Annotated in this window: 20 protein-coding genes and 1 riboswitch; of the genes, 16 read left to right on the forward strand and 4 right to left on the reverse strand. The window is 64.2% G+C overall.

Annotated elements, in window-relative coordinates; all coding sequences use genetic code 11:
* Positions 1–7: 7 nt before the first annotated feature.
* The 13 genes from ACWGS8_RS16240 to ACWGS8_RS16300 all read left to right on the forward strand — a co-directional run bounded on the left by ACWGS8_RS16240 (position 8) and on the right by ACWGS8_RS16300 (position 15431).
* Complete coding sequence (locus ACWGS8_RS16240) at positions 8–1048, forward strand: ABC transporter ATP-binding protein (RefSeq protein WP_454581881.1); 1041 nt, start codon at positions 8–10, stop codon at positions 1046–1048.
* Between the two features lie 22 nt (positions 1049–1070).
* The gene (locus ACWGS8_RS16245) at positions 1071–2348 is read left to right on the forward strand and encodes an amylo-alpha-1,6-glucosidase (protein WP_454581882.1); all 1278 of its coding nucleotides are present in this window, start codon (positions 1071–1073) and stop codon (positions 2346–2348) included.
* Positions 2349–2556: 208 nt separating this feature from the next.
* Complete coding sequence (locus tag ACWGS8_RS16250; RefSeq protein WP_010914711.1) at positions 2557–3531, forward strand: sugar-binding transcriptional regulator; 975 nt, start codon at positions 2557–2559, stop codon at positions 3529–3531.
* Positions 3532–3577: 46 nt separating this feature from the next.
* Positions 3578–5023, forward strand: coding sequence for an ABC transporter substrate-binding protein (locus tag ACWGS8_RS16255; RefSeq protein WP_454581883.1), 1446 nt, complete (start codon positions 3578–3580; stop codon positions 5021–5023).
* A 159-nt stretch (positions 5024–5182) separates the two neighbouring features.
* On the forward strand, positions 5183–6106 hold the full coding sequence (locus ACWGS8_RS16260) for a carbohydrate ABC transporter permease (RefSeq protein WP_027046585.1): 924 nt from the start codon (positions 5183–5185) through the stop codon (positions 6104–6106).
* A 9-nt stretch (positions 6107–6115) separates the two neighbouring features.
* Complete coding sequence (locus ACWGS8_RS16265) at positions 6116–6973, forward strand: carbohydrate ABC transporter permease (protein ID WP_454581884.1); 858 nt, start codon at positions 6116–6118, stop codon at positions 6971–6973.
* 2 nt (positions 6974–6975) lie between these two features.
* Positions 6976–8094, forward strand: coding sequence for an ABC transporter ATP-binding protein (locus ACWGS8_RS16270; RefSeq protein ID WP_454581885.1), 1119 nt, complete (start codon positions 6976–6978; stop codon positions 8092–8094).
* Positions 8091–9215, forward strand: coding sequence for an ABC transporter ATP-binding protein (locus ACWGS8_RS16275; protein WP_454581886.1), 1125 nt, complete (start codon positions 8091–8093; stop codon positions 9213–9215). Before ACWGS8_RS16270 ends, ACWGS8_RS16275 begins: the two co-directional genes overlap by 4 nt.
* A complete protein-coding gene (locus tag ACWGS8_RS16280; RefSeq protein ID WP_454581887.1) occupies positions 9215–10768 on the forward strand; it encodes an FGGY family carbohydrate kinase in 1554 nt (517 codons plus the stop codon). The genes ACWGS8_RS16275 and ACWGS8_RS16280 overlap by 1 nt, the downstream gene beginning before the upstream one ends.
* A gap of 10 nt (positions 10769–10778) precedes the next feature.
* Entirely contained in the window at positions 10779–11819 is a 1041-nt protein-coding gene (locus ACWGS8_RS16285) for a 2-hydroxyacid dehydrogenase (protein WP_454581888.1), read from the forward strand.
* 45 nt (positions 11820–11864) lie between these two features.
* Positions 11865–13382, forward strand: coding sequence for a glycerol-3-phosphate dehydrogenase (locus ACWGS8_RS16290; RefSeq protein ID WP_454581889.1), 1518 nt, complete (start codon positions 11865–11867; stop codon positions 13380–13382).
* On the forward strand, positions 13352–14440 hold the full coding sequence (locus ACWGS8_RS16295) for a class II aldolase/adducin family protein (protein ID WP_454581890.1): 1089 nt from the start codon (positions 13352–13354) through the stop codon (positions 14438–14440). The genes ACWGS8_RS16290 and ACWGS8_RS16295 overlap by 31 nt, the downstream gene beginning before the upstream one ends.
* A 49-nt stretch (positions 14441–14489) precedes the next feature.
* Positions 14490–15431: a sugar phosphate isomerase/epimerase family protein gene (locus ACWGS8_RS16300; protein WP_454581891.1), complete on the forward strand. Its 942-nt coding sequence runs from the start codon at positions 14490–14492 to the stop codon at positions 15429–15431.
* 60 nt (positions 15432–15491) lie between these two features.
* Here the strand turns inward: ACWGS8_RS16300 and fba are convergent, their stop codons facing one another.
* Positions 15492–16556 (reverse strand): class II fructose-bisphosphate aldolase, encoded by a 1065-nt coding sequence (gene fba, locus ACWGS8_RS16305; protein WP_454581892.1) that lies wholly within the window; start codon positions 16554–16556, stop codon positions 15492–15494.
* A gap of 267 nt (positions 16557–16823) precedes the next feature.
* On the opposite strand from fba, the gene ACWGS8_RS16310 reads away from it, so the two are divergent.
* The 3 genes from ACWGS8_RS16310 to derI are packed head-to-tail and all read left to right on the forward strand — an operon-like array spanning position 16824 to position 18871.
* The gene (locus tag ACWGS8_RS16310) at positions 16824–17594 is read left to right on the forward strand and encodes a DeoR/GlpR family DNA-binding transcription regulator (protein ID WP_454581893.1); all 771 of its coding nucleotides are present in this window, start codon (positions 16824–16826) and stop codon (positions 17592–17594) included.
* Entirely contained in the window at positions 17591–18400 is an 810-nt protein-coding gene (locus ACWGS8_RS16315) for a triose-phosphate isomerase (protein WP_454581894.1), read from the forward strand. Before ACWGS8_RS16310 ends, ACWGS8_RS16315 begins: the two co-directional genes overlap by 4 nt.
* A 27-nt stretch (positions 18401–18427) precedes the next feature.
* The gene (derI, locus tag ACWGS8_RS16320) at positions 18428–18871 is read left to right on the forward strand and encodes a D-erythrulose-4-phosphate isomerase (protein WP_454581895.1); all 444 of its coding nucleotides are present in this window, start codon (positions 18428–18430) and stop codon (positions 18869–18871) included.
* A gap of 98 nt (positions 18872–18969) precedes the next feature.
* Here the strand turns inward: derI and dhaL are convergent, their stop codons facing one another.
* The 3 genes from dhaL to ACWGS8_RS16335 form a co-directional block, all read right to left on the reverse strand.
* Entirely contained in the window at positions 18970–19614 is a 645-nt protein-coding gene (gene dhaL / locus ACWGS8_RS16325; RefSeq protein ID WP_454581896.1) for a dihydroxyacetone kinase subunit DhaL, read from the reverse strand.
* A gap of 15 nt (positions 19615–19629) precedes the next feature.
* Positions 19630–20643 (reverse strand): dihydroxyacetone kinase subunit DhaK, encoded by a 1014-nt coding sequence (locus tag ACWGS8_RS16330; protein WP_454581897.1) that lies wholly within the window; start codon positions 20641–20643, stop codon positions 19630–19632.
* Between the two features lie 69 nt (positions 20644–20712).
* Positions 20713–21186: a 6,7-dimethyl-8-ribityllumazine synthase gene (locus ACWGS8_RS16335; protein WP_454581898.1), complete on the reverse strand. Its 474-nt coding sequence runs from the start codon at positions 21184–21186 to the stop codon at positions 20713–20715.
* A gap of 77 nt (positions 21187–21263) precedes the next feature.
* Positions 21264–21406: riboswitch (FMN riboswitch) on the reverse strand.
* Positions 21407–21521 lie beyond the last annotated feature (115 nt).

A 21521-nucleotide genomic window follows, 5' to 3' on the forward strand; every position in this document is an offset into this window, starting at 1 on the left:
ACGGCCCATGGCTGAAATCGCAATCAAGGGCGTGGCCAAGCGCTTCGGCGGCTTCACCGCGCTGCATCAGGTCGACGTCACAATAGCAGACCAGGAATTCATGGTGCTGCTCGGCGCCTCGGGCTGCGGCAAGACCACGCTGCTTCGGATCGTAGCCGGGCTGGAACGCCCGAGCCAGGGCGAGGTGTGGATCGGCGGCCGCCGTGTCGACCATCTGCCGCCGCGTGAGCGCGGCATCGCCATGGTGTTCCAAAACTATGCCGTCTTCCCGCATCTGACCGTGTTCGAGAACATCGCCTTCGGCCTGCGCATGAGGAAATTGTCGCAGCAGGAGGTCGAGCGCCGCGTCAACCGCACCGCCGAGCTCATGCATATCGAGCAGCTTTTGAAGCGCTATTCTGGCCAGCTGTCCGGCGGCCAGCGCCAGCGTGTCGCCGTCGCCCGCGCGCTCGCCATGGAGCCCGACGTCATCCTGATGGACGAGCCGCTGTCGAACCTCGATGCGCTGCTGCGGCTGGAAATGCGCGCCGAACTCAAGGGCGTGCTGGCGGCGTCGAAGACCACCACCATCTACGTCACCCACGATCAGGTCGAGGCGATGAGCCTTGCCGACCGCATTGCCGTCATGCATCAGGGTCGCATCGTCCAGGCGGCCTCGCCGGTCGAGGTTTACCGCAACCCGGCCGCGCGTTTCGTCGGCTCCTTCATCGGCAATCCGCCGATGAATTTTATCCCGGCGACCAAGGCCGCGAACGGCAGCTGGACCGTTGCCGGACTGACGCTGCCGGGTCCCAGATCAGACAAGCCAAGAATAGAATTCGCCATCCGCCCGGAAGACGTCGATGCCGGCGGCGAGGGCTTGCACGCCACGGTGCGCGTCATCGAGCCGCTCGGGCCGCACACGCTGGTCACCTGCGATGTCGATGGCGGCCTGTTCCGCGCCATCCTGGACTCCAACGCCAGCGTCCAGGTCGGCGATCACCTGCGCCTGGCACCCAAACTCGACCGCATCCGCTGGTTCGATCCTGAAACCACCAATGCCCTTTGACGCCGAAAGCCCTGAAACGCCCATGACTGCTTCTGCCACCAGTGACATCATCGCCCGCGCCGTCGAGGTGCTCAGGGAAAACGACCAGGGCGCCTACACCATTCCGACAAAAGGCCTGTATCCCTTCCAATGGAACTGGGATTCCTGCCTGACCGCGCTCGGCCTTGCCCACTACGACGAGGCGCGCGCCTGGACCGAAATCGAGACCTTGTTCGCGCATCAATGGCCGGACGGCATGGTGCCGCATATCGTCTTCCATGTCTGGAACGACGGCTATTTTCCCGGCCCTGAGGTCTGGCGGACCAGCCGTCCGACGGCCACCTCCGGCATCACCCAGCCGGCCGTCGCCGGCTTTGCCGCGCGCCGGCTGTTCGACCGGGCGAACGACAAGAAACTGGCTGCGGAGCGAGCCCGCGCTTTGCTGCCGAAAATCGACGCCTGGCACCGCTGGTTCTATGAGAACCGCGATCCCAAGGGCGAGGGGCTGGTCGCCATCATCCATCCCTGGGAGTCCGGCCGCGACAATTCCATCGACTGGGACGATGCCTTCGAGCGTGTGCCGACCGAGGGCGTCGAGCCCTACACCCGCCGCGACACCCTGCACGCCGACCCGGCGCACCGTCCGACACGGGAACAGTATGACCGCTACATCTGGCTGGTGCAGCACTTTCGCGGGCTCGGCTGGGACAATGCCAGGCTGCATGACGCCTCGCCCTTCCAGGTCGTCGATCCCGGCTTCAACGCCATCCTGATCCGCGCCGCGGCCGATCTTGCCGATCTCGCCGAGGAACTGGGCGAAACCGAAATTGCCGCCGCCAACCGCGCCCGCGCGCAAAAGGGTCTGGCTGCCATGGAGCGGCTGTGGAGCGATGCGCATGGCCAGTATCTCTGCCTCGACCGCCTCACCGGCGAGTTGATCGACAGCGCGTCGGTCGGCGGCATCCTGCCGGCCTTCGCGGCCATCCCCAAGCCTCGTGCCGTCGCGATCGCCGCGACCGTCGAGCGGCTCGCCGGCAAGGCACGCTATGTCGTGCCGTCGCATGATCCCGGCGATCCGCGCTTCGACGCCAAGCGTTACTGGCGCGGTCCGGTCTGGCTGGTGGTCAACTACATGATATCAGACGGGCTCGCCGCCGCCGGCCACGATAAGGTCGCGCAACGCATCACCCAGTCCAGCCTTGATTTGATCCGGGAAAGCGGTTTTGCCGAGTATTACGACCCGCTCACCGGCGAGCCGCTCGGCGGCGGCCGCTTCACCTGGACGGCCGCCATGGTGATCGAGTTCCTGCGCCAGGCATAAGCGCCCTTTTCCACGTCCGCAGCCATCGCAACTCCTGACCGGGCTGCGAATGCGGCCGGCTACCGCGTCGCTGCCAACCACAACTGTCATTTGGACGGCCAGGAGCCGTTTTGAACCTCCGTGCATGATCGGGGAAGGCTGGCGCTTGACTCCGATCGCTCGTTGTGAAAAATTTTGCAGCAATTGATAAAAATATCATAGGGTGGAAATGGTAGGGTTCGGCAATGGCCTCCTGCGCGACGACGAAACCAGCATGGCGACGCGTGCCGCGTGGCTTCACTATGCCGGTGGCCTGACCCAGTCCGAGGTCGCCAAGCGGCTGGGGTTGACCAGCCTCAAGGCCCACCGCCTCATCACCAAGGCCAACCAGGAAGGGTTGGTGAAGGTCTACATCGACGGCGAAGTGTCGGAATGCGTCGAGCTCGAGGACGAACTGTCCCGCCGCTATGGCCTCGATTATTGCGAGGTGGTTCCGGATTTCGATTCCGAGGATCTGCCGCTCAAGGCGCTCGGCATTGCCGGCGCGCAGTTCCTCAAGCGCGAGATCGAGCGCGGCGAGGAGGCGCTGATCGGTGTCGGCCATGGCCGCACGCTTGCCGCTTGCGTGGAATATCTGCCGCGCACCTCGACCGACAAGATCCGCTTTGTCTCGCTGCTGGGCGGCCTGACGCGCAAATTCTCGGCCAACCCACACGATGTCATTCACCGCCTGGCCGAACGAACCGGCGCCGAAGCCTATGTCATGCCGGTGCCGATGTTCGCCAACACGGCCGAGGACCGCACCGTGCTGCTCGGGCAGAAGGGCATCAGCGAGGTCTTCGATCTCGCGCGATCCGCTGACCTCCTGTTCGCCGGAATTGGCACCGCCGAACGCGAGGCGTCGCTGGTCGCCACGGGCATGATCGAAAAGGGCGAGATGGAGGAGATCCGCCGCAATGGCGGCGTTGGCGAATTGCTCGGCCATTTCTTCGACGAGGCCGGCAAGGCCGTGGCGACGACCGTTTCCGACCGGGCGCTGGCGCTGACACGTGAGGATATCAGCAGCCGCCGGATCGTTGCCGTCGCCGGCGGCAAGATCAAGGTTCGCGCCATCAAGTCGGTGCTCGAAGGCCGCTATCTCAAGGGCCTGATAACAGACGAGCGGACGGCGCGATCGCTCGTGGAAGAGACGCCGGTCGGGTAGCCGGTATCAGTTTCAGTTGAAACTACCCTGTGGAGGAGAAGACGAAATGCATGAGAAAGAGAAAGACCTCATTGACGCCTTCCTGCGCGGACAAGTCGACCGTCGCGGGCTGATCAAGGGCCTGGGTGCCATGGGCCTTGCCGCCGGCACAGCCGGCACGCTGCTCAATCTGGGGCAGACCCGCGCGCTGGCCGCGGATTTCGACTGGCAGGCGCATAAGGGCAAGACCATCAAGCTCCTGCTCAACAAGCATCCCTATGCCGATGCGATGATCGCCGATCTCGAGAACTTCAAGAAGCTGACCGGCATGAACGTCGTCTATGACGTATTCCCGGAAGACGTCTATTTCGACAAGGTCACGGCAGCGCTTTCGGCAAGCTCGCCCGAATACGACGCCTTCATGACCGGTGCCTACATGACCTGGACCTATGGCCCTGCCGGCTGGATTACCGATCTCAACGAATGGATCAAGGATCCGGCCAAGACCAACCCGAACTATGCCTGGGACGACTTCCTGCCCGGCGTCAAGAATTCCTGTGCCTGGAATGGCAAGCCGGGCGGCGCGCTGGGTTCGGATGATGCCAAGCAGTGGTGCATTCCGTGGGGCTTCGAACAGAACAACATCACCTACAACAAGGCGATGTTCGACAAGGCCAGCGTCACCATTCCCGGCAACATGGATGAGATGGTCGCCGCGGCGGCCAAGCTCACCAAGGATGTCGGTGGCGGCGTCTACGGCATCGGCGTGCGTGGCTCGCGCTCCTGGGCGACGATCCATCCGGGCTTCCTGTCGGCCTACGCCAATTTTGACCAGAAGGACCTCGACGTTTCGGCAGACGGCAAATTGTCGGCCGCGATGAACACCGCCCAGTCCAAGGCTTTCCACAAGCAGTGGGTTCAGATGATCCAGGAGAGCGGTCCCAAGGACTGGTCGACCTACACCTGGTATCAGGTCGGCACCGATCTCGGCGCCGGCGCTTCGGCGATGATCTTCGACGCCGATATCCTTGGTTACTTCATGAATGGCGGCGACAACAAGATGGCCGGCAAGCTCGCCTTCGCAAGCTTCAAGGCCAACCCGACAGCCAAGGCGGCGACACCCAACATCTGGATCTGGTCGCTGGCAATGTCCAATTTCTCGAAGGACAAGGACGCCACCTGGTATTTCATGCAATGGGCCTCCGGTCCGGAGCATGGGCTGTTCGGCGCGACCAAGATGGACTTCGTCAATCCGGTCCGCCAGTCGGTCTGGAAGGACGAGATGTTCCGCGAGAAGCTGAACAAGAGTTATCCCGGCTATGTCGAGATGTTCGACGCCTCGGCGCCCGGCGCCTCGATCAAGTTCACGGCGCAACCGCTGTTCTTCGACCTCACCACCGAATGGGCGGCGACGCTGCAGAAGATGGTGGCCAAGCAGGTGCCGGTCGACGAAGGCCTCGACAAGCTCGCCGAAAGCATCAACGGCCAGCTCAAGGAAGCCGGCCTCGGTTAACTCGCAACGGGGGCCGGCCTGCCTGGCGGGCCGGCCCCCGTCATACCTTTTCAAGCTTGCGATGCGGTGCCGGAAGGTGACCGCTATTTCGCCCGACCGGTCGCCTTGCTCCCTTGGGCGACCGGCAGGGCGAAGCGACAGCAACAACGGAGCAGTTCGATGACCGCGGTGGTATCGCAAAGGCCCAAGCCATCCGGCTTCAGGATCAGCAAGAAGGTGCTGCCCTATGTGCTCAGCCTGCCGGCCTTGCTTGTCTGCATCGGCATCCTGATCCCGTTCCTGACCTCGGTCGTCTATTCCTTCCAGCGCTACCGGCTGAGCCAGCCCTGGGCGCGGCAGTTCAACTGGGGCGACAACTACATCTCCTTCTTCACCGATCCGAAATTCTGGAACACGCTGAAGGTGTCGCTGCTCTATGCCGGCACCACCGTCGTGCTGGAACTGCTTCTCGGCCTCGCCATCGCCCTCCTGCTGCAGAAGCGCTCGACGCTGAACAATTTCATCTCGATCATGCTGTTGATGCCGCTGATGACGGCGCCGGCGCTCGCCGCACTGATGTGGAAGCTGATGACCAATCCCGGCTTCGGCGTCTTGAGCTATCTCGCCAGCCTTATCGGGCTGCAGGATTTCCGCTGGGCGTCGTCGCCGTCGACAGCGCTGTTCACCGTCGTGCTCGTCGACATCTGGGTCTACACGCCCTTCATCATGATCCTGCTGCTTGCCGGCCTGCGCAGCCTGCCGACCCAGCCCTTCGAAGCCGCCGCGCTCGATGGCGTGCCCCGAAGCTTCGTCTTTTTCCGCATCACCTTGCCGATGCTGACGCCCTACATCCTGACGGCGACTTTGTTTCGCCTGCTCGATTCCATCCAGCAGTTCGACATCATCTATGCGATGACCCAAGGTGGGCCGGGCGACACGCTGACCGTCTTCCAGGTCGAGGCCTATCTCAACTTCTTCCAGTCGACCAATGTCGGCCGCTCGGCGGCGCTGATGATCATCCTGTGGGCGATCACCTATTTCCTCTCCAACATCTTCATCAAGAACTGGCTCAGGCTGCGCGAACGCGCCCGTGGCCAGGCATAGGAGGCCGGGATGGAACACACCTCGCTTCTCGAGCGCATCCTGCGCGGCGTTGCCCTGACGCTGGTCGTGATCTTCTTCATGTTCCCGATCGTCTGGATCTTCATGATGTCATTCCAGACCAACGAGACGATCCTGCGCATTCCGCCGCAACTGATCTTCGAGCCGACGCTTGCCAACTACACGGCGCTGATCACCGGCAAGCTGATGACCGCCGCCGGCACGCTCGACATCGCCTTCATGCGCAACCTCTGGAATTCGGTATTCCTGTCGGTGACCTCGGTGGCGGTCTCGCTGCTGCTCGGCGTGCCGGCCGCCTACGCCTTCGCGCGCCACAAGTTCCGCGGCTCCGAGGACATCGCCTTCACGCTGCTGTCGTTCAAGTTCGCGCCGGCGCTGTTGGTGCTGTTGCCGCTCACCCTCTATTTCCAGAAGCTCGGGCTCGCCAACACCTATGTCGGCCTGATCTGGGTCTACCAACTGATCTGCCTGCCGCTGATCCTGTGGATCGTGCGCGGCTATTTCGAGGATATCCCGGCCGACATCGAATATGCCTACCGCATCGGTGGCCATTCCTGGTTCGCCACTTTCCGCAAGATCGCGCTGCCGCTCGCCGGTCCCGGCATCGCCGCCGCCGGCCTGCTCGCCTTCATCTTCGCCTGGAACAATTTCGTCTTCGCCCTGGTGCTGGCCTCGGCCGACAAGCAGCCGGTGACGGTCGGCGCGCTCGCCTTCATCACCTCATCGGGCATCCAGTACGGCCAGATCTCGGCGGCCATCGTGCTCTCGATCACGCCGACGCTGGCGCTCGCCCTCTATGCGCAGCGCTATCTCGTCGAAGGCCTCTCGCTCGGCGCGGTGAAAGGATAGACATGGCCAGCCTCGAACTCAAAAACATCGTCAAGCGTTACAAGAGCCAGACCGTCCTCGACAATCTGTCGCTGACGGTTGCCGATGGCGAGACGCTGGTGCTGTTCGGCCCGTCCGGCGCCGGTAAGACGGTGCTGCTCAGGCTGGTTGCCGGCGTCATCGATCCGGATGAGGGCAAGATCCTCATCGGCGGCGACGACATGACCGATGTCGACGCGGAATTCCGTGGCGTCGGCATGGCGTTCCAGAACTTCGCGTTGTTTCCGCATATGAGCGCCTTCGACAACATCGCGACACCCTTGGAGGCCAAGCGGTCGTCGCAGGGCGCGATCAAGGCTGGTGTCGAGAGCGTCGCCAAGCTGTTGAAGATCGCCCATGTGCTCTCGCACAAGCCGCGCGCGCTCTCTAATGGCCAGAAGCAGCGCACCGCGCTTGCCCGCGCTTTGGTCGGCTCGCCGCCGCTTCTGCTGCTCGATGACCCCTTGCGCAATGTCGACGCCAAGCTGCGCTTCGAGATGCGGCTAGAATTGCCGCGCCTGCTTGCCGATCGCGGCGCCACCGTCGTCTACGTCACCCAGGACTACAAGGAAGCCATGGCGCTCGGCGATCGCATCGCGGTCATGTCGCAAGGCGTCATCAGGCAGCTCGGCACGCCCGAGCAGATCTATCGGGAGCCTGCCAATATCGAGATCGCGCGGCTGTTCGGTGATCCCACCATCAACCTGCTCGACGTCAAGCCCGCGCGGGATACCAGGGGCATCTATGTCGGCTTGTCCAACGTCCAAGTCCATCTGGCCGGCGCTTACGACGCCGCGGTCGGCCGCGATTGCGTGATCGGTCTGCGGCCGGAAGCACTGAGTTTCGTCGAGGAGGGCATCCCGGGTGCCATTCCGGTGACGGTCGAGGCCGAGACGCCGCTCAACGAAAAGACCGTCACGCTTGTGCGCACCTTGCGTGGCCGCGAGATCCTGGTCTCGCGCCCAGCTGGAACGCCGGGCCGCAGCGAGGGCAAGGCCCATATCGCCGTCGACGGCAAGAGCGCCTTGCTGTTCGATCATGCCAGCGGCGACCGCATTGGTTCAAAGAACGTCGTCACCTTGCGCAATGGAGAAGCGGCATGAGCCAGAGCACGCTCACCATATCGGCTGTCGACAAGTTTTACGGCCCGATCGATCGCGGCGTTCACGCGGTCAAGAACCTGACGATGGAAATCGGCAAGGGCGAGATCGTCGCCCTGCTTGGCTCTTCCGGCTGTGGCAAGACCTCGACGCTGCGCATGATTGCCGGTTTCGAGGAGGTGTCGCGCGGCGCCATTTCGGTCGGTGGCCGTCAGGTGCACACCTTGCCGCCGGTCAAGCGCAATGTGGCGATGGCCTTCGAAGGCTATTCACTCTATCCGCCGCTGACCGTGCGCGAGAACATGGCCTTCGCGCTCAAGGCTGCCCGGCTGCCGAAAAGCGAGGTCGACGCCAAGGTCGCGAGCATCGCCAAATTGCTCGAGATCGAGGACATATTGGAGCGCTATCCGAGTTCCATTTCCGGCGGCCAGCAGCAGCGCGCCAGCCTTGGCCGGGCGCTGATCCGCGAGGCCGACCTGCATCTGCTCGACGAGCCGATGGGGCAGCTCGAACCGCAGTTGCGCGCCGTGCTGCGCGGCCGCATCAAGCACTTCATCAAGGAGCGCGGCCTGACCGCGATCCTGGTCACCCACGACCAGACCGAAGCCAATGCGCTCGCCGACCGCATCGCGGTGATGGAAGGCGGCGTGCTGCAGCAGTTCGACACGCCGGATCGGATCAAGGAACGTCCGGCGAACCTGTTCACCGGCACCTTTGTCGGCGAGCCGCCGATGAACGTCTTCGAGGCCTATGTCGCAACCGCCGCCGGCCGCATCAATCTCAAACTGCCCGACGGCCTGTCGCTCGAATACGACAAGGACGCCTTCAGCGCTCCGGTTCGTGACCAATTGCTCTGTCGCGAGCGGGTGGTGATCGGCATCAGGCCCTACGCGGTCCGACGCTCGAAGGAGGGTGTTCCCGCCAGGGTTTCGGCCAACCAATGGCTCGGCGACCAGACGCATATCGCCGCCGACTTCGCCGGCGGCTCGCTGGTGCTGGTCGAGCATGACCGCACCCGCCTCGACCTTGGCGCGCCGATCAATGTCAGCATCGATCCGAAGAACCTGCATGTCTTCGACCAGGCGAGCGGCATGGCGATTTCGCACGGCATGGAGCTTGCCTGATGAGCGACATATTGATCGGCATCGATGCCGGCACGTCCGTCATCAAGTCCATCGCCTTCGACATTTCGGGCCGGCAGATTGCCGCCGCCGCGTTGCCCAACCGCTATGAAACGCTGCCGGGCGGCGGCGCCGAACAGGATCTGGCGCGCACATGGAGCGATGCCGCCACGACCTTGCGCCAGCTCGCCGACAAAGTGCCCAATCTCGCCAGCCGGACGGTGGCGATCGCGGTGACCGGGCAAGGCGACGGCACCTGGCTGATCGACGCCAAGGGCGAGCCGGTCGCCAAGGGCTGGCTCTGGCTCGACGCGCGCGCCGCGGCCGTCGTCGAGGAAATCCGCGCGCGACCTGAAGATCGGCTCCGCTTCGAAAAGACCGGCAGCGGGCTCGCGGCCTGCCAGCAGGGTTCGCAATTCGTCTTCATGAAGCGCACCATGCCCGAAATGCTCGGCAAGGCAGCAACCGCGTTCCATTGCAAGGACTGGCTCTATTTCAAGCTGACCGGAGAACGCGCCACCGATCCGTCGGAGGGTACCTTCACCTTCGGCGATTTCCACACCCGCGACTATAGCGACGATGTGCTCGAAGTGCTCGGCGTCGCCGATCTCAGGCATCTGCTGCCGCCGATCGTCGACGGCACCCGGCACAGCACCGCTCTGTCGCAGGCAGCCGCCGAGGCCACAGGCATGCTGGCCGGCACGCCGGTGGTGCTCGGCTATGTCGACGTCGTCTGCACTGCACTCGGCGCTGGCCTGCTCGACCGCCAGCGCAAGCCCGGCTGCTCGATCATCGGCTCCACCGGCATGCATATGCGGCTGGCCGAAACCCCTGACGACGTGCAACTGAACGAAGCGGCGACCGGATATACGATGGCGATGCCGGCGCCCGGCGTGTTTGCGCAGATGCAGTCCAACATGGCGGCGACGCTCAACATCGACTGGGTGCTTGGGCTCGCCTCCGGCATTCTCGCCTCGCAAGGCATTTCGCGCAGCAATGGCGAGATGATCGCGCTGGTCGATGCCTGGATCGCAGCCGCGCGGCCCGCATCGCTGCTCTATCAGCCCTACGTGTCGGAAGCCGGTGAGCGGGGGCCGTTCGTCGACGCCAACGCCAGGGCAGGGTTCGTCGGCATTTCCTCGCGGCATGGTTATCCCGACCTCGTCCGCGCCGTCTTCGAGGGCTTGGCCTTCGCGGCGCGCGACTGCTACGCCGCCATGGGGCCGCTGCCGCACGAAGTCCGCCTCACCGGCGGCGCCGCCAGAAGCCCGGCGCTGCGCAAGATCCTGGGGGCGGCGCTGGGCGCCGACATTCGCACCAGCGCGCGCGAGGAGGCGGGCGCGGCTGGAGCTGCGATGATCGCCGCAGTCTGCGTCGGTCTGTACCCGTCCATGGACGCGTGCGTCGGTGAATGGGTTACGCCGCTGCTTGGCGAGGCCGAGCCGAGCGATCGAAACCTTGCCGCGATCTACGACGAGATGACCCCGTCCTACATGTTGGCACACCAGGCGCTGCGGCCGGTCTGGCGCGCAATGGCGGCATCGCAGGCAAATTGAGAAGTCGAGTATGCGTAAGAGAATAGCGATCATTGGCGACAACTTCATGCTTCCGCAGGTTTTTCGCGCCGAAATCGAGAAGGTCGCGCGTGGCGACCTCGATATCAGGACATTGCAGACGGCCTGGCCCGACGAGCCGATGGAGTTCGGCAATCCGGCGCTCGGCCTCGACAAGGTGAAGGAGTATTTCGGCCATCCCGACGAGGTCGTCGATTTCATCGGCGATGCCGAAATCCTCGTCACCCAGCTGGCGCCCCTGTCGGAGGCCATGATGCGGCGCTTGCCGGCGCTTAAGATGGTCGCGGTTTCGCGCGGCGGCCCGATCAACATCGACATGGCTGCCGCCAGGGCGCATGGCATCACGGTGGTCAACGTCCCGGGCCGCAACGCGACGGCCGTGGCCGAGTTTACCCTCGGGGCCATCCTGGCCGAGACGCGGCTGATCCGGGTCGGCCACGAGGCCTTGCGCAAGGGCGAATGGCGCGGCGACCTCTACCGCGCCGACCGCACCGGCCGCGAACTCAGCGAAATGACCGTCGGCGTCGTCGGCTATGGCAATATCGGCACCAAGGTCGTGCGCCTGCTGCGCGCCTTCGGCTGCCATGTGCTGGTCAGCGATCCCTATGTGCAGTTGAGCGCCGAAGACCGCAATGCCGGCGTCGAACTCGTCGCGCTGGACGATCTCCTTGCCCGTTCCGATGTGGTGACGCTGCATTCCCGCGTGACCGAGGAGACGCGCGGCCTGATCGGTAAGGACACGATCGCGCGGATGAAACCTGGCGTGATTTTCGTCAACACCGCGCGCGGGCCGCTGGTTGACTATGACGCGCTCTACGAGGCGTTGGTTTCAGGCCAGATCGCCAGCGCCATGCTGGAGACCTTCGCGGTCGAGCCGGTGCCGTCGGACTGGCCCTTGCTGCAACTGCCTAACGTGACGCTGACGCCGCACATCGCCGGCGCCTCGGTGCGTACCGTCACCTATGCCGCCGAACAGGCTGCCGAAGAGGTGCGCCGCTACCTGGCCGGCCTGCCTCCGGTCAATCCGTGCTGAGGCAGTGGCCATGACGCATCAAATCGACATCGAGGCCACGGCAACATGAACGGCGGCCCTGAAATCGTCGACCTCTTCGTCATCGGCGGCGGCGTCAATGGCGCGGGCATTGCGCGCGACGCCGCGGGGCGCGGCCTTTCCGTCATCCTGTGCGAAAAGGACGATCTAGCCGAAGGCACCAGTTCGCGCTCGGGCAAGCTCGTCCATGGCGGCTTGCGCTACCTCGAATATTACGAGTTCCGCCTGGTGCGCGAGGCGCTGATCGAGCGTGAGGTGCTGTTGGAATCGGCGCCGCATATCATCTGGCCAATGCGCTTCGTGCTGCCGCACAGCCCTGACGACCGGCCGGCCTGGCTGGTGCGGCTCGGCCTGTTCCTCTACGACCATCTCGGCGGCCGCAAGCGGCTGCCGGCGACCCGCACGCTCAATTTGCGCACCGCGCCCGAGGGCGCGCCGATCAAGGATGCCTTCCGGCGCGGCTTTGAATATTCCGACTGCTGGGTCGACGATGCCCGCCTCGTCGTCATCAACGCGCTCGACGCCGCCGAGCGCGGCGCCAGGGTTTTCACCCGCACCGCCTGCACCGCCGCCCGCCGCGAGAACGGCCTGTGGGTCGTCGAGATGCAGGACGGCAGGACGGGCATCAGAACGGTGGTTCGGGCGCGTGCGCTGATCAATGCCGCCGGCCCCTGGGTCAACGACATCGTCAACCGCGTTGCCGGCCAGAACTCCAGGCGCAATGTGCGGCTGGTCAAGGGCAGCCACATCGTCGTGCCGAAATTCTGGGAGGGGCGGCAGGCCTATCTCATCCAGAACAGCGACAAGCGCGTGATCTTCATCAACCCCTATCAGAACGATCTCGCTCTCATCGGCACCACCGACATCCCCTATGACGGCCGGCCCGAGGACGTGGCGGCGGATGAGAGCGAGATCGATTACCTGATCAAGGTGGTCAACCGCTACTTCAAGCGCGGCCTTGCGCGCGGCGATGTCGTCTATTCCTTCTCCGGCGTCCGGCCGCTCTATGACGACAATGCCGACAACCCAAGCGCTGTGACCCGCGACTATATTTTCGAGCTCGACGCGCCGGACGCGCAGGCGCCGCTGCTCTCCGTCTTCGGCGGCAAGATCACCACCTTCCGAAAACTGGCCGAGCATGCGCTGGACAGGATCGCTCCGTTCTTTCCCAAAATGGGCAAGCCCTGGACCGCGAAGGCGCATCTGCCCGGCGGCGACATTGCCAATGCCGATTTCGAACAGTTTCTCGGCGACCTCGGAGGCGAATATCCCTGGATGCCGGCATCGTTGCTGAAGCACTATGGCCGGCTCTACGGAACAAGGACGCGGGCCTTGGTTGGCGCGGCGCGTTCGCTCGATGAACTCGGACGCTGCTTCGGCAAGGATTTCTTCGAGCGCGAGGCCAACTACCTTTTCGACCGGGAATGGGCCGTGACATCGGCTGATATTCTCGAGCGGCGCACCAAGCACGGCCTGCATCTGTCGGCCGAAGAGAGGGCGGCCTTCGAGCATTGGTGCGCGAACCGGCTGGCGAGGGCAGGCTGATGGTCCATCCCGTCGATACCGCCGCCATCGAATTCCGCATGCTGCGCTCCTTGTCGGCCAGTATCGGCGCGGAGCCGCTGCTGGTCCAGGGCGCCGGCGGCAACACGTCCATCAAGCAGGCCGGCGTGCTGTGGATAAAGGCATCGGGCACCTGGCTGAAGAACGCGCGCGACGATGAGATCATGGTGCCCGTCGCGCTGGCGCCGTTGCTCGATGCCGTGGCGCATCGCAGCCCGGCGGCGGAGACGGCCGGGCAGTTCACGCTGGCGGACCTCAACCCTCGCCAACTGCGGCCCTCCATCGAGACGACGGTGCACGCGCTGCTGCCGCAGAAGGTCGTCATCCACGTCCATTGTGTCGAGACGATTTCGATCGCCGTGCAGGCCAATGCCGAAGCCTTGTTGGAGGAGCGCCTGCGCGGCCTCGACTGGGCCTTCGTGCCCTATCGCCGGCCAGGCCTGCCGCTGGCGCAGGCGATCGCCGAGCGGCTGAAACCCGCGACCAACGTGCTCGTGCTTGGTAATCACGGCCTGGTGGTCGCCGCCGATACGGTTGCCGCGGCGGCCTTGCTGCTGCAGCGGGTGACCGGGCTGCTCGCACGGCAGCCACGCCCGGCTCCGCCGCCCGATCTCGATGCGCTGCTGAGGCTTGCCGCCGGCAGCGACTACCGGCTGCCGGCCTCGGCCGCCGCCCATGCCGTCGCGACCGATCTTGCCAGTTGCCGCATCGCCGCCTCCGGCAGCCTCTACCCGGATCATGTGATCTTCCTCGGTGTCGGCTCGGTGATCGCTGGCCCCGGTGAGAACGCGGCGGCGGTCGTTGCCCGCACTGCTGCCGCGCCGACATCCATCCTCTTTCCCGGCAAGGGTGTGCTGATGCGCCGGGATGCCAATGCCGGCGCCGAAGCGATGGCGCGCTGCCTGGCCGACGTCGTGGCGCGCGTCGATGACGCGACGCGTGTCAACTATCTCAGCCCGAAGGAGAATGCGGAACTGCTGAACTGGGACGCCGAAAAATACCGCCAGCAACTCAACCGCGAGGGGGCGACGCTGCAATGACGGCATTCCGTCCCACTGTCGTGCCCTGCTTCGGGGAGGGATAGCGACGTTGGCCTTCACGCTTTCCCTCAACACCAATCCGCTGGTCAACCGCTTTGCCGATCCGGACGACCTGATCGACGCCATCGCCTATGGCATCGGCATCCGGGATGTGCAGCTCACGCATGAATTCGTCAATCCGGGCTGGCCGGCGGCGACAATCGTCAAATTCATCCGTCTGTTTCGCGGCGCGCTCGCACGCACCGGTGTGCGTGTCACGTCCGGCATGACCGGCCCTTACGGCCGGCTCAATCATTTCGGCCATCCCGACACCGATGTGCGCCGCTACTATGTCGACTGGTTCAAGACCTTTGCCGACATCTCGGCCGAGCTTGGCGCCGACGGCATGGGCACGCAATTCGCCATCTTCACCCATCGCGACTTTGACGATTCCGAGCGCCGCGCGCGGTTGTTCGACATCGCGTTGGACTGCTGGCGCGAGGTGGCCGAGCACGCCAGGGCGGCCGGGCTGACCTACCTGTTTTGGGAGCCGATGTCGGTTGGCCGCGAGTTCGGCCACACCATCGAGAATTGCCGGCAACTGCAAGGCGCCATCGACGCCGCAGGCATGGCCATTCCACTGGAGATGATGGTCGACATCGACCATGGCGACGTCACATCAAGCAATCCGGCCGATATCGATCCCTATGCCTGGGCCGAGGCCTTTCCCAGGAAATCGCCGATCATCCACGTCAAGCAATCGTCGATGAACAAGGGTGGCCATTGGCCGTTCACGTCGGCCTACAACAGGGATGGCCGCATCACGCCTGAAAAGTTGCTGGACACGGTGCGGCGCGGCGGCGGCACCGACAACGAGATCTGCCTCGAACTGTCGTTCCGTGAGCGCGAGCCGGTCGACCACCAGGTGGTCGCGATGATCCGCGAGTCGGTCGACTACTGGGCGCCGTTCATCGAGACGGGCAGGGCCGATCTCCTGCCAAAGGCTGAATAGAAACGGGCAGGAGCCGATGCGGCTCCTGCCCGTTGAATTCAGCAGATTAGCCGCTGGAGTTCAGCCGAATTTCGGGTTTAGGCTGCCAGATTTGTAGCGCTTGGCCATCTCCGAGACCGGCAACGGCTTGATCTTCGGTGCGTTGCCGGCGGTGCCGAACTGCTCGAAGCGCTCCTTGCAGAGCTTGCGCATCGCCGCCATTGCCGGCGTCAGATATTTGCGCGGGTCGAACTCGCTGGGGTTCTCGGTCAGCACCTTGCGGATCGCACCGGTCAGCGCCATGCGGTTGTCGGTATCGATGTTGATCTTGCGCACGCCGTGCTTGATGCCGCGCTGGATTTCTTCCACCGGCACGCCCCAGGTCGGCTTCATCTGGCCGCCATATTTGTTGATGATCTCCTGCAATTCCTCCGGCACCGAGGACGAACCGTGCATGACCAGATGCATGTTCGGCAGGCGGCGATGGATCTCCTCGATGACGTTCATCGCCAGTACCGCGCCGTCCGGTTTGCGCGAGAATTTGTAGGCACCATGGCTGGTGCCCATGGCGACCGCCAGCGCGTCGACATGGGTGTCCTTGACGAACTCCACCGCCTGTTCCGGATCGGTCAAGAGCTGGTCGTGGCTGATCGCGCCTTCGACGCCGTGGCCGTCTTCCTGCTCGCCGCCGCCGCTCTCCAGCGACCCCAGCACGCCGATCTCGCCTTCGACAGACACGCCGCCCCAATGCGCCATGTCGACGACGCGCTTCGTGATGCCGGAATTATAGGCGTAGTCGGCCGGCGACTTGCCGTCTTCCTTGAGCGAGCCGTCCATCATCACCGAGGTGAAGCCGTACTGGATCGCGGTGACGCAGGTGGCTTCGTTGTTGCCGTGGTCGAGATGCATGCAGACCGGGATGTCGGGGTGGATTTCGACAAGCGCGTCGATCAGCTTGGCCAGCACCACGTCATTGGCATAGGCACGCGCACCGCGGCTTGCCTGCAGGATGACAGGCGATTTGGTCTCTTCGGCCGCCTCCATGATGGCGAGGCCCTGTTCCATGTTGTTCATGTTGAAGGCCGGCACGCCATAGCCGTATTCGGCGGCGTGATCGAGCAATTGTCTCAGTGTGATGCGAGCCAACGAATAGTCTCCCGTATCTGGTTTCAAACCTGGTGGTTGCGGACTGTCCGCGCATCGTCCAGCCCACCGATGCTTCTGGCCGGATTTCCGAGCAACCGCAACCGTCACCGGCTGTCACGGCAGCAATTCTTGTTACAGCGCCGCGATCAGGGCAAGCGGAATATCCCAAGGATTTATCTCATTATCACAAAATATTTGATACTTTTGCGACGGAAACTGTTATATCTGGCGCTCGATTAAGGAGCCACGCGTTGGCGGTCAGCGGCGATGAAAAGCGACGTCAGACGGCAAGGCATTATGGAGTTTCTGATGGACGCCGGTCAGGCCGGCGTCGACGATCTCGCCTTGCGCTTTGGCGTCTCGAAGATGACCGTGCACCGCGACCTCGACGAACTCGAGGAAAGCGGTTTCCTGCGCAAGGTGCGCGGTGGCGCCTCGATCCAGCCGAGCAGCCTGTTCGAAAGCGATTTCCGCTACCGGCAGAAGCAGGCGACCGAGGAAAAGCAGCGCCTGGCCGTGGCCGCAGCGGCCATGATCGAACCCGGCCAGACGGTGATCATCGATGACGGTTCGACGGCGGGCGGCATCGCGCGACATCTCGCCGACCTGCGGCCGCTGACGGTGATCTCCAACAATCTGGCCGTCATCCAGGACCTGGCCGGCGCCGGAGGCATCAACCTGATCGCGCTCGGCGGCCAATACAGCAAGAAGTTCCACGGCTTCTTCGGCCTGCTCGCCGAGGCCTCGCTCAAATCGCTGCGCGCCGACGTCGCCTTCCTGTCGTCTTCGGCCATCCATGACGCTTCCGCCTTCCACCAGGACCAGGAGGTGGTGCAGGCCAAGCGGCTGATGATGGCGGCCGCGACCCGCAAATATCTGCTGGTCGATCACGGCAAGTTCGGCCGCACGGCGCTGCACTTCCTGACTGATCTCAGCGCATTCGACACGGTCTTCACCGGCCGCGCGCTCGAGCCGGGCGTGCGCGCGGCGCTGGATGCCGCCGGCGTTTCGCTGACGGTGGTCGACAAGGGATCATGACCCGGAAATCGGCGGATCGTGATCAGCAACGTCAAGGAGCAGTACGCGTGGTCTACTGGGTCGGTACAAGCTGGAAGATGAACAAGACGCTCGCCGAGGCACTGGATTTCGCGGAGCGCCTGGCCGGCTTCATTCCCGGTTTCGATGACCGCATCCACCCCTTCGTCATCCCACCCTTCACGGCGGTGCGCGAGGTCAAGCGGGTGCTGTCGTCGACGCGCATCAAGGTCGGCGCGCAGAACATGCATTGGGCCGAAGCCGGCGCCTGGACCGGCGAGATCTCGCCGCCGATGCTGAAGGATTGCGGCCTCGATCTGGTCGAACTCGGCCACAGCGAACGGCGCGAGCATTTTGGCGAGACCGACCACACTGTCGGCCTGAAGACGGCGGCCGCCGTGAAGCACGGGCTGATACCGCTGATCTGTGTCGGCGAGACGCTGGCCGAGCGCGAAAGCGGGCAGGCCGATGCCGTGTTGAGCGCCCAGGTCGAGGGCGCGCTGCAGTTCCTCGAAGGCGAAGCAAAGGGCGCAAAAATCCTCTTCGCCTACGAGCCGGTCTGGGCGATCGGCGACAAGGGCATTCCGGCCAGCGCCGACTATGCGGACAAGCAGCAGGCATTGATCAAGACAGTGGCCGGCGGCCTGCTGCCGTCGGTGCCGCCGGTGCTCTATGGCGGCAGCGTCAATCCCGGCAATGCCGCCGAACTGGTCGGCCAGCCCGATATCGACGGCCTCTTCATCGGCCGCTCCGCCTGGCAGGCGGACGGCTACATCGACATTCTCCGCCGCGCCTCGGCGGCGATCTGAAACCATCCGAACAGGAAAGGGAAAAGCATGAAGATAGCCATTGGAGCCGACAGCGCCGGCAAGCCGCTGCTCGACGTCATCGCCGCGCACCTTGCCACCAAATCCGGCCTGACAGTCAGCGATCTCAGCCAGGCCGGCTACTATGCCGACCTGTCGCAAAAACTCGCCCAGACCATCATCGACGGCGAGAACGATCGCGGTATCCTGTTCTGCGGCACCGGCATCGGCGTTTCGATCTCGGCCAACAAGGTGCCGGGCATCCGCGCCGCGCTCACCCACGACACCTATTCGGCCGAGCGCGCGGCGAAATCCAACAATGCGCAGATCATCACCATGGGCGCCCGCGTTATCGGCCCGGAACTGGCCAAGGCGATCGTCGATACGTGGCTCGCCTCCGAGTTCGACGAACAAGGTCCATCGGCCGGCAATGTCCAGGCGATCAACAGGCTCGACGCGGCAAAACCCGTATGATCCGCACAGGCAAGCCTGCGGCAGAGGCTGAGAAAGTTCGGTCCTGGCGTACCGCGCCGGCATGCCGCGCGCGGCGATGCCGGCGCTTCGATCTGAAACTATAGTGCCGACGTCAGGCTCTTGCGTATCGCGCCGATGACGGTGACGGCCGATGCCGCGCCGGGGTCGATATGCCCGAGCGAGCGCTCGCCGAGCCGCGAGGAGCGTCCCTTGGCGGCGATCATGTCCTTGGTTGCTTCCGCCCCACGCTCGGCGGCGGCAAGGGCCGCCTCGAGGCTCTCAGCCAAGGTCTTGCCGGCTACACTGGCCGCGGCGGCCGCTTCGGCCGCCGGTTGCCAGGCATCGACCATCGTCTTTTCGCCAAGCTCGGCCTTGCCGCGATCCCTGACGCCTTGTGCCATGGCCTGGAACAGGGCGATAAAGTCCGCGTCCGCCAGCGCCGCCTTGCCCTTGACGGCAGCACCGGCGCGCATGAAGGCCGTCGCATAGAGCGGGCCTGAGGACGCCCCGACGGCATTGAGGAATGACTTCGCCGCCGTGTTGAGCAACGCCGTCGGCTCGGTCGCCGCAAGGTCGAGCGAGGCTAGCGCATCGCGCACCGCATCGAAGCCGAGCGCCATGGCGATGCCGTGATCGGCGTCGCCAATGACGCCGTCGAGCTGGCAGAGCCGGTCCTTGTCGGCCTCGATCGCCACCGCGATCGTATCGAACATCCTTTTCAGGTCAGCGGTGTCGATGGTCACGGGAACGCTCTTTCGTCAGCCGGCACGGAACATCGCGCAGTCGCAGGGGTGGTCGAGCATGGTCTGCAGTTCCTCGTCGAGATGGAAAAGCGTCACCGAGGCGCCGGCCATTTCCAGCGACGTGCAGTAATTGCCGACCCAGGTCGCATGAATGGAAACACCGATATCGTCGAGCCGCTGCTTGACCCGCCGGTTCATGATGTAGAGCTCCATCAGCGGCGTTGAGCCGAGCGAGTTGACCAGCACCGCGACCTTGTCGCCGCGCTTCGGCGCCATCTCGCCGAGGATATTGTCCAGCATCTCGTCCGTGATCGCGTCGGCGCTCCCGAGCTTGCCGCGGGCGATGCCGGGTTCGCCATGGATGCCCATGCCGATCTCCATTTCGTCCGCGCCGATCTCGAAATTCGGCCGCCTTGTCTGCGGCAGCGAGCAGGGTGACAGCGCCACGCCCATGGTGAAGGTCCGGTCGTTGGCCTTGCGCGCGATGCGCTCGACCTCGTCCAGGGAGAGCATGCGGTCGCAGGCCGCACCGGCCGCTTTGAAGATGAAGAAATTGCCGGCGACGCCACGGCGCTTCTGCCGCTGGGCGCGCGGCGCCGAGGCGACGTCGTCGGTGGTCAGGACAGTGCGTACCTCGATGTCGTCCATCGCAGCCATCTCGGCCGCCATGTCGAAATTCATCACGTCGCCGGCGTAGTTGCCGTACATGAACAAGACGCCGGCGCCGCCGCTGACCGCCTTGGCGCATTCGAGGATCGGATCGGGCGGCGGCGAGGCAAAGACATTGCCGATGGCCGCCGCATCCGCCAGTCCCTTGCCGACAAAGCCGAGAAAGGTCGGCTCATGGCCTGAGCCGCCGCCGATCACCAACCCGACCTTGCCGGGTCGTGGCCCGTCGCGGGCGATGATCGAGCGCGGGCTGCCGTCCGCGCTCCTCAGGTGGCGAGGATGCGCGGCGAGGATTCCTTCGAGCATCTGGTCGACGGCGCGGTTGCCGTCATTGATGATCTTCTTGGTCTGCACCGGCATCCTCCCCGAACTCGGTATTTCGCAAATACTACCGGGTGTTATCGCGATTTCCACCCGGCCGGGAAGATTTCATGCCGCGATCTTTTCCCGTGCGGCGAGAATTTCCACGCAGGCCCTGGCCGCTTCCTTGCCCTTGACGGTGAAGTGCTCGAAGAAGAAGCGATGGTGCTCGGCACTGTCGTGATAATTGTGCGGCGTCAGCACTGCCGAAACCACCGGAACGCTGGTTGACAGCTGCACGTTCATCATGCCGTCGATAACGGCGCTGGCGACGAACTCATGCCGGTAGATGCCGCCATTGACGACGAAAGCGGTGCCGAGGATGGCGGCATAGCGGCCGGTCTCAGCCAAGGTCTTGGCATGCAGCGGGATTTCGTAGGCGCCGGGCACATCGAAGACATCGACGGCGAAGCGGTCGCCACCGACATCGGCCAGTTCCGCCTCGAAAGCGCTTACGCACTGGTCGACAATATCGGCATGCCAGCGCGCGCGGATGACGGCGATGCGAACAGTTTCATAGTCTTTGTGGGAATGCTGATTCATGGGTCCATCCTTCCGTTTCGAACCAGAATCAGGACGCACGATACGCAATCCGGCCCGCCGGAGCGGTCCGTTTTCCGTTTCGTCCTCTTTCATCCGGACTGTAACCGTCGGCTCCGGAATCACACCGGATCTGCTGACCTTTCCAATTGGAAAGCGCTCGCGGGCTTGGGTCGAGACCCTTACCGCCGGTGGGGACTTTCACCCCGCCCTGAGAACTTTAACGCGGTTTGTATGGAAGGGCAGGGCGCTGCTGTCAACCGCGTGAAGGTCCTGGCCCATCACGTTCCGTCGACTAAGGTGTGTTGAGATTCAGGTCGGGCCGGCGTCACCTGAAT

Source organism: Mesorhizobium sp. 43Arga (genome assembly GCF_053714255.1).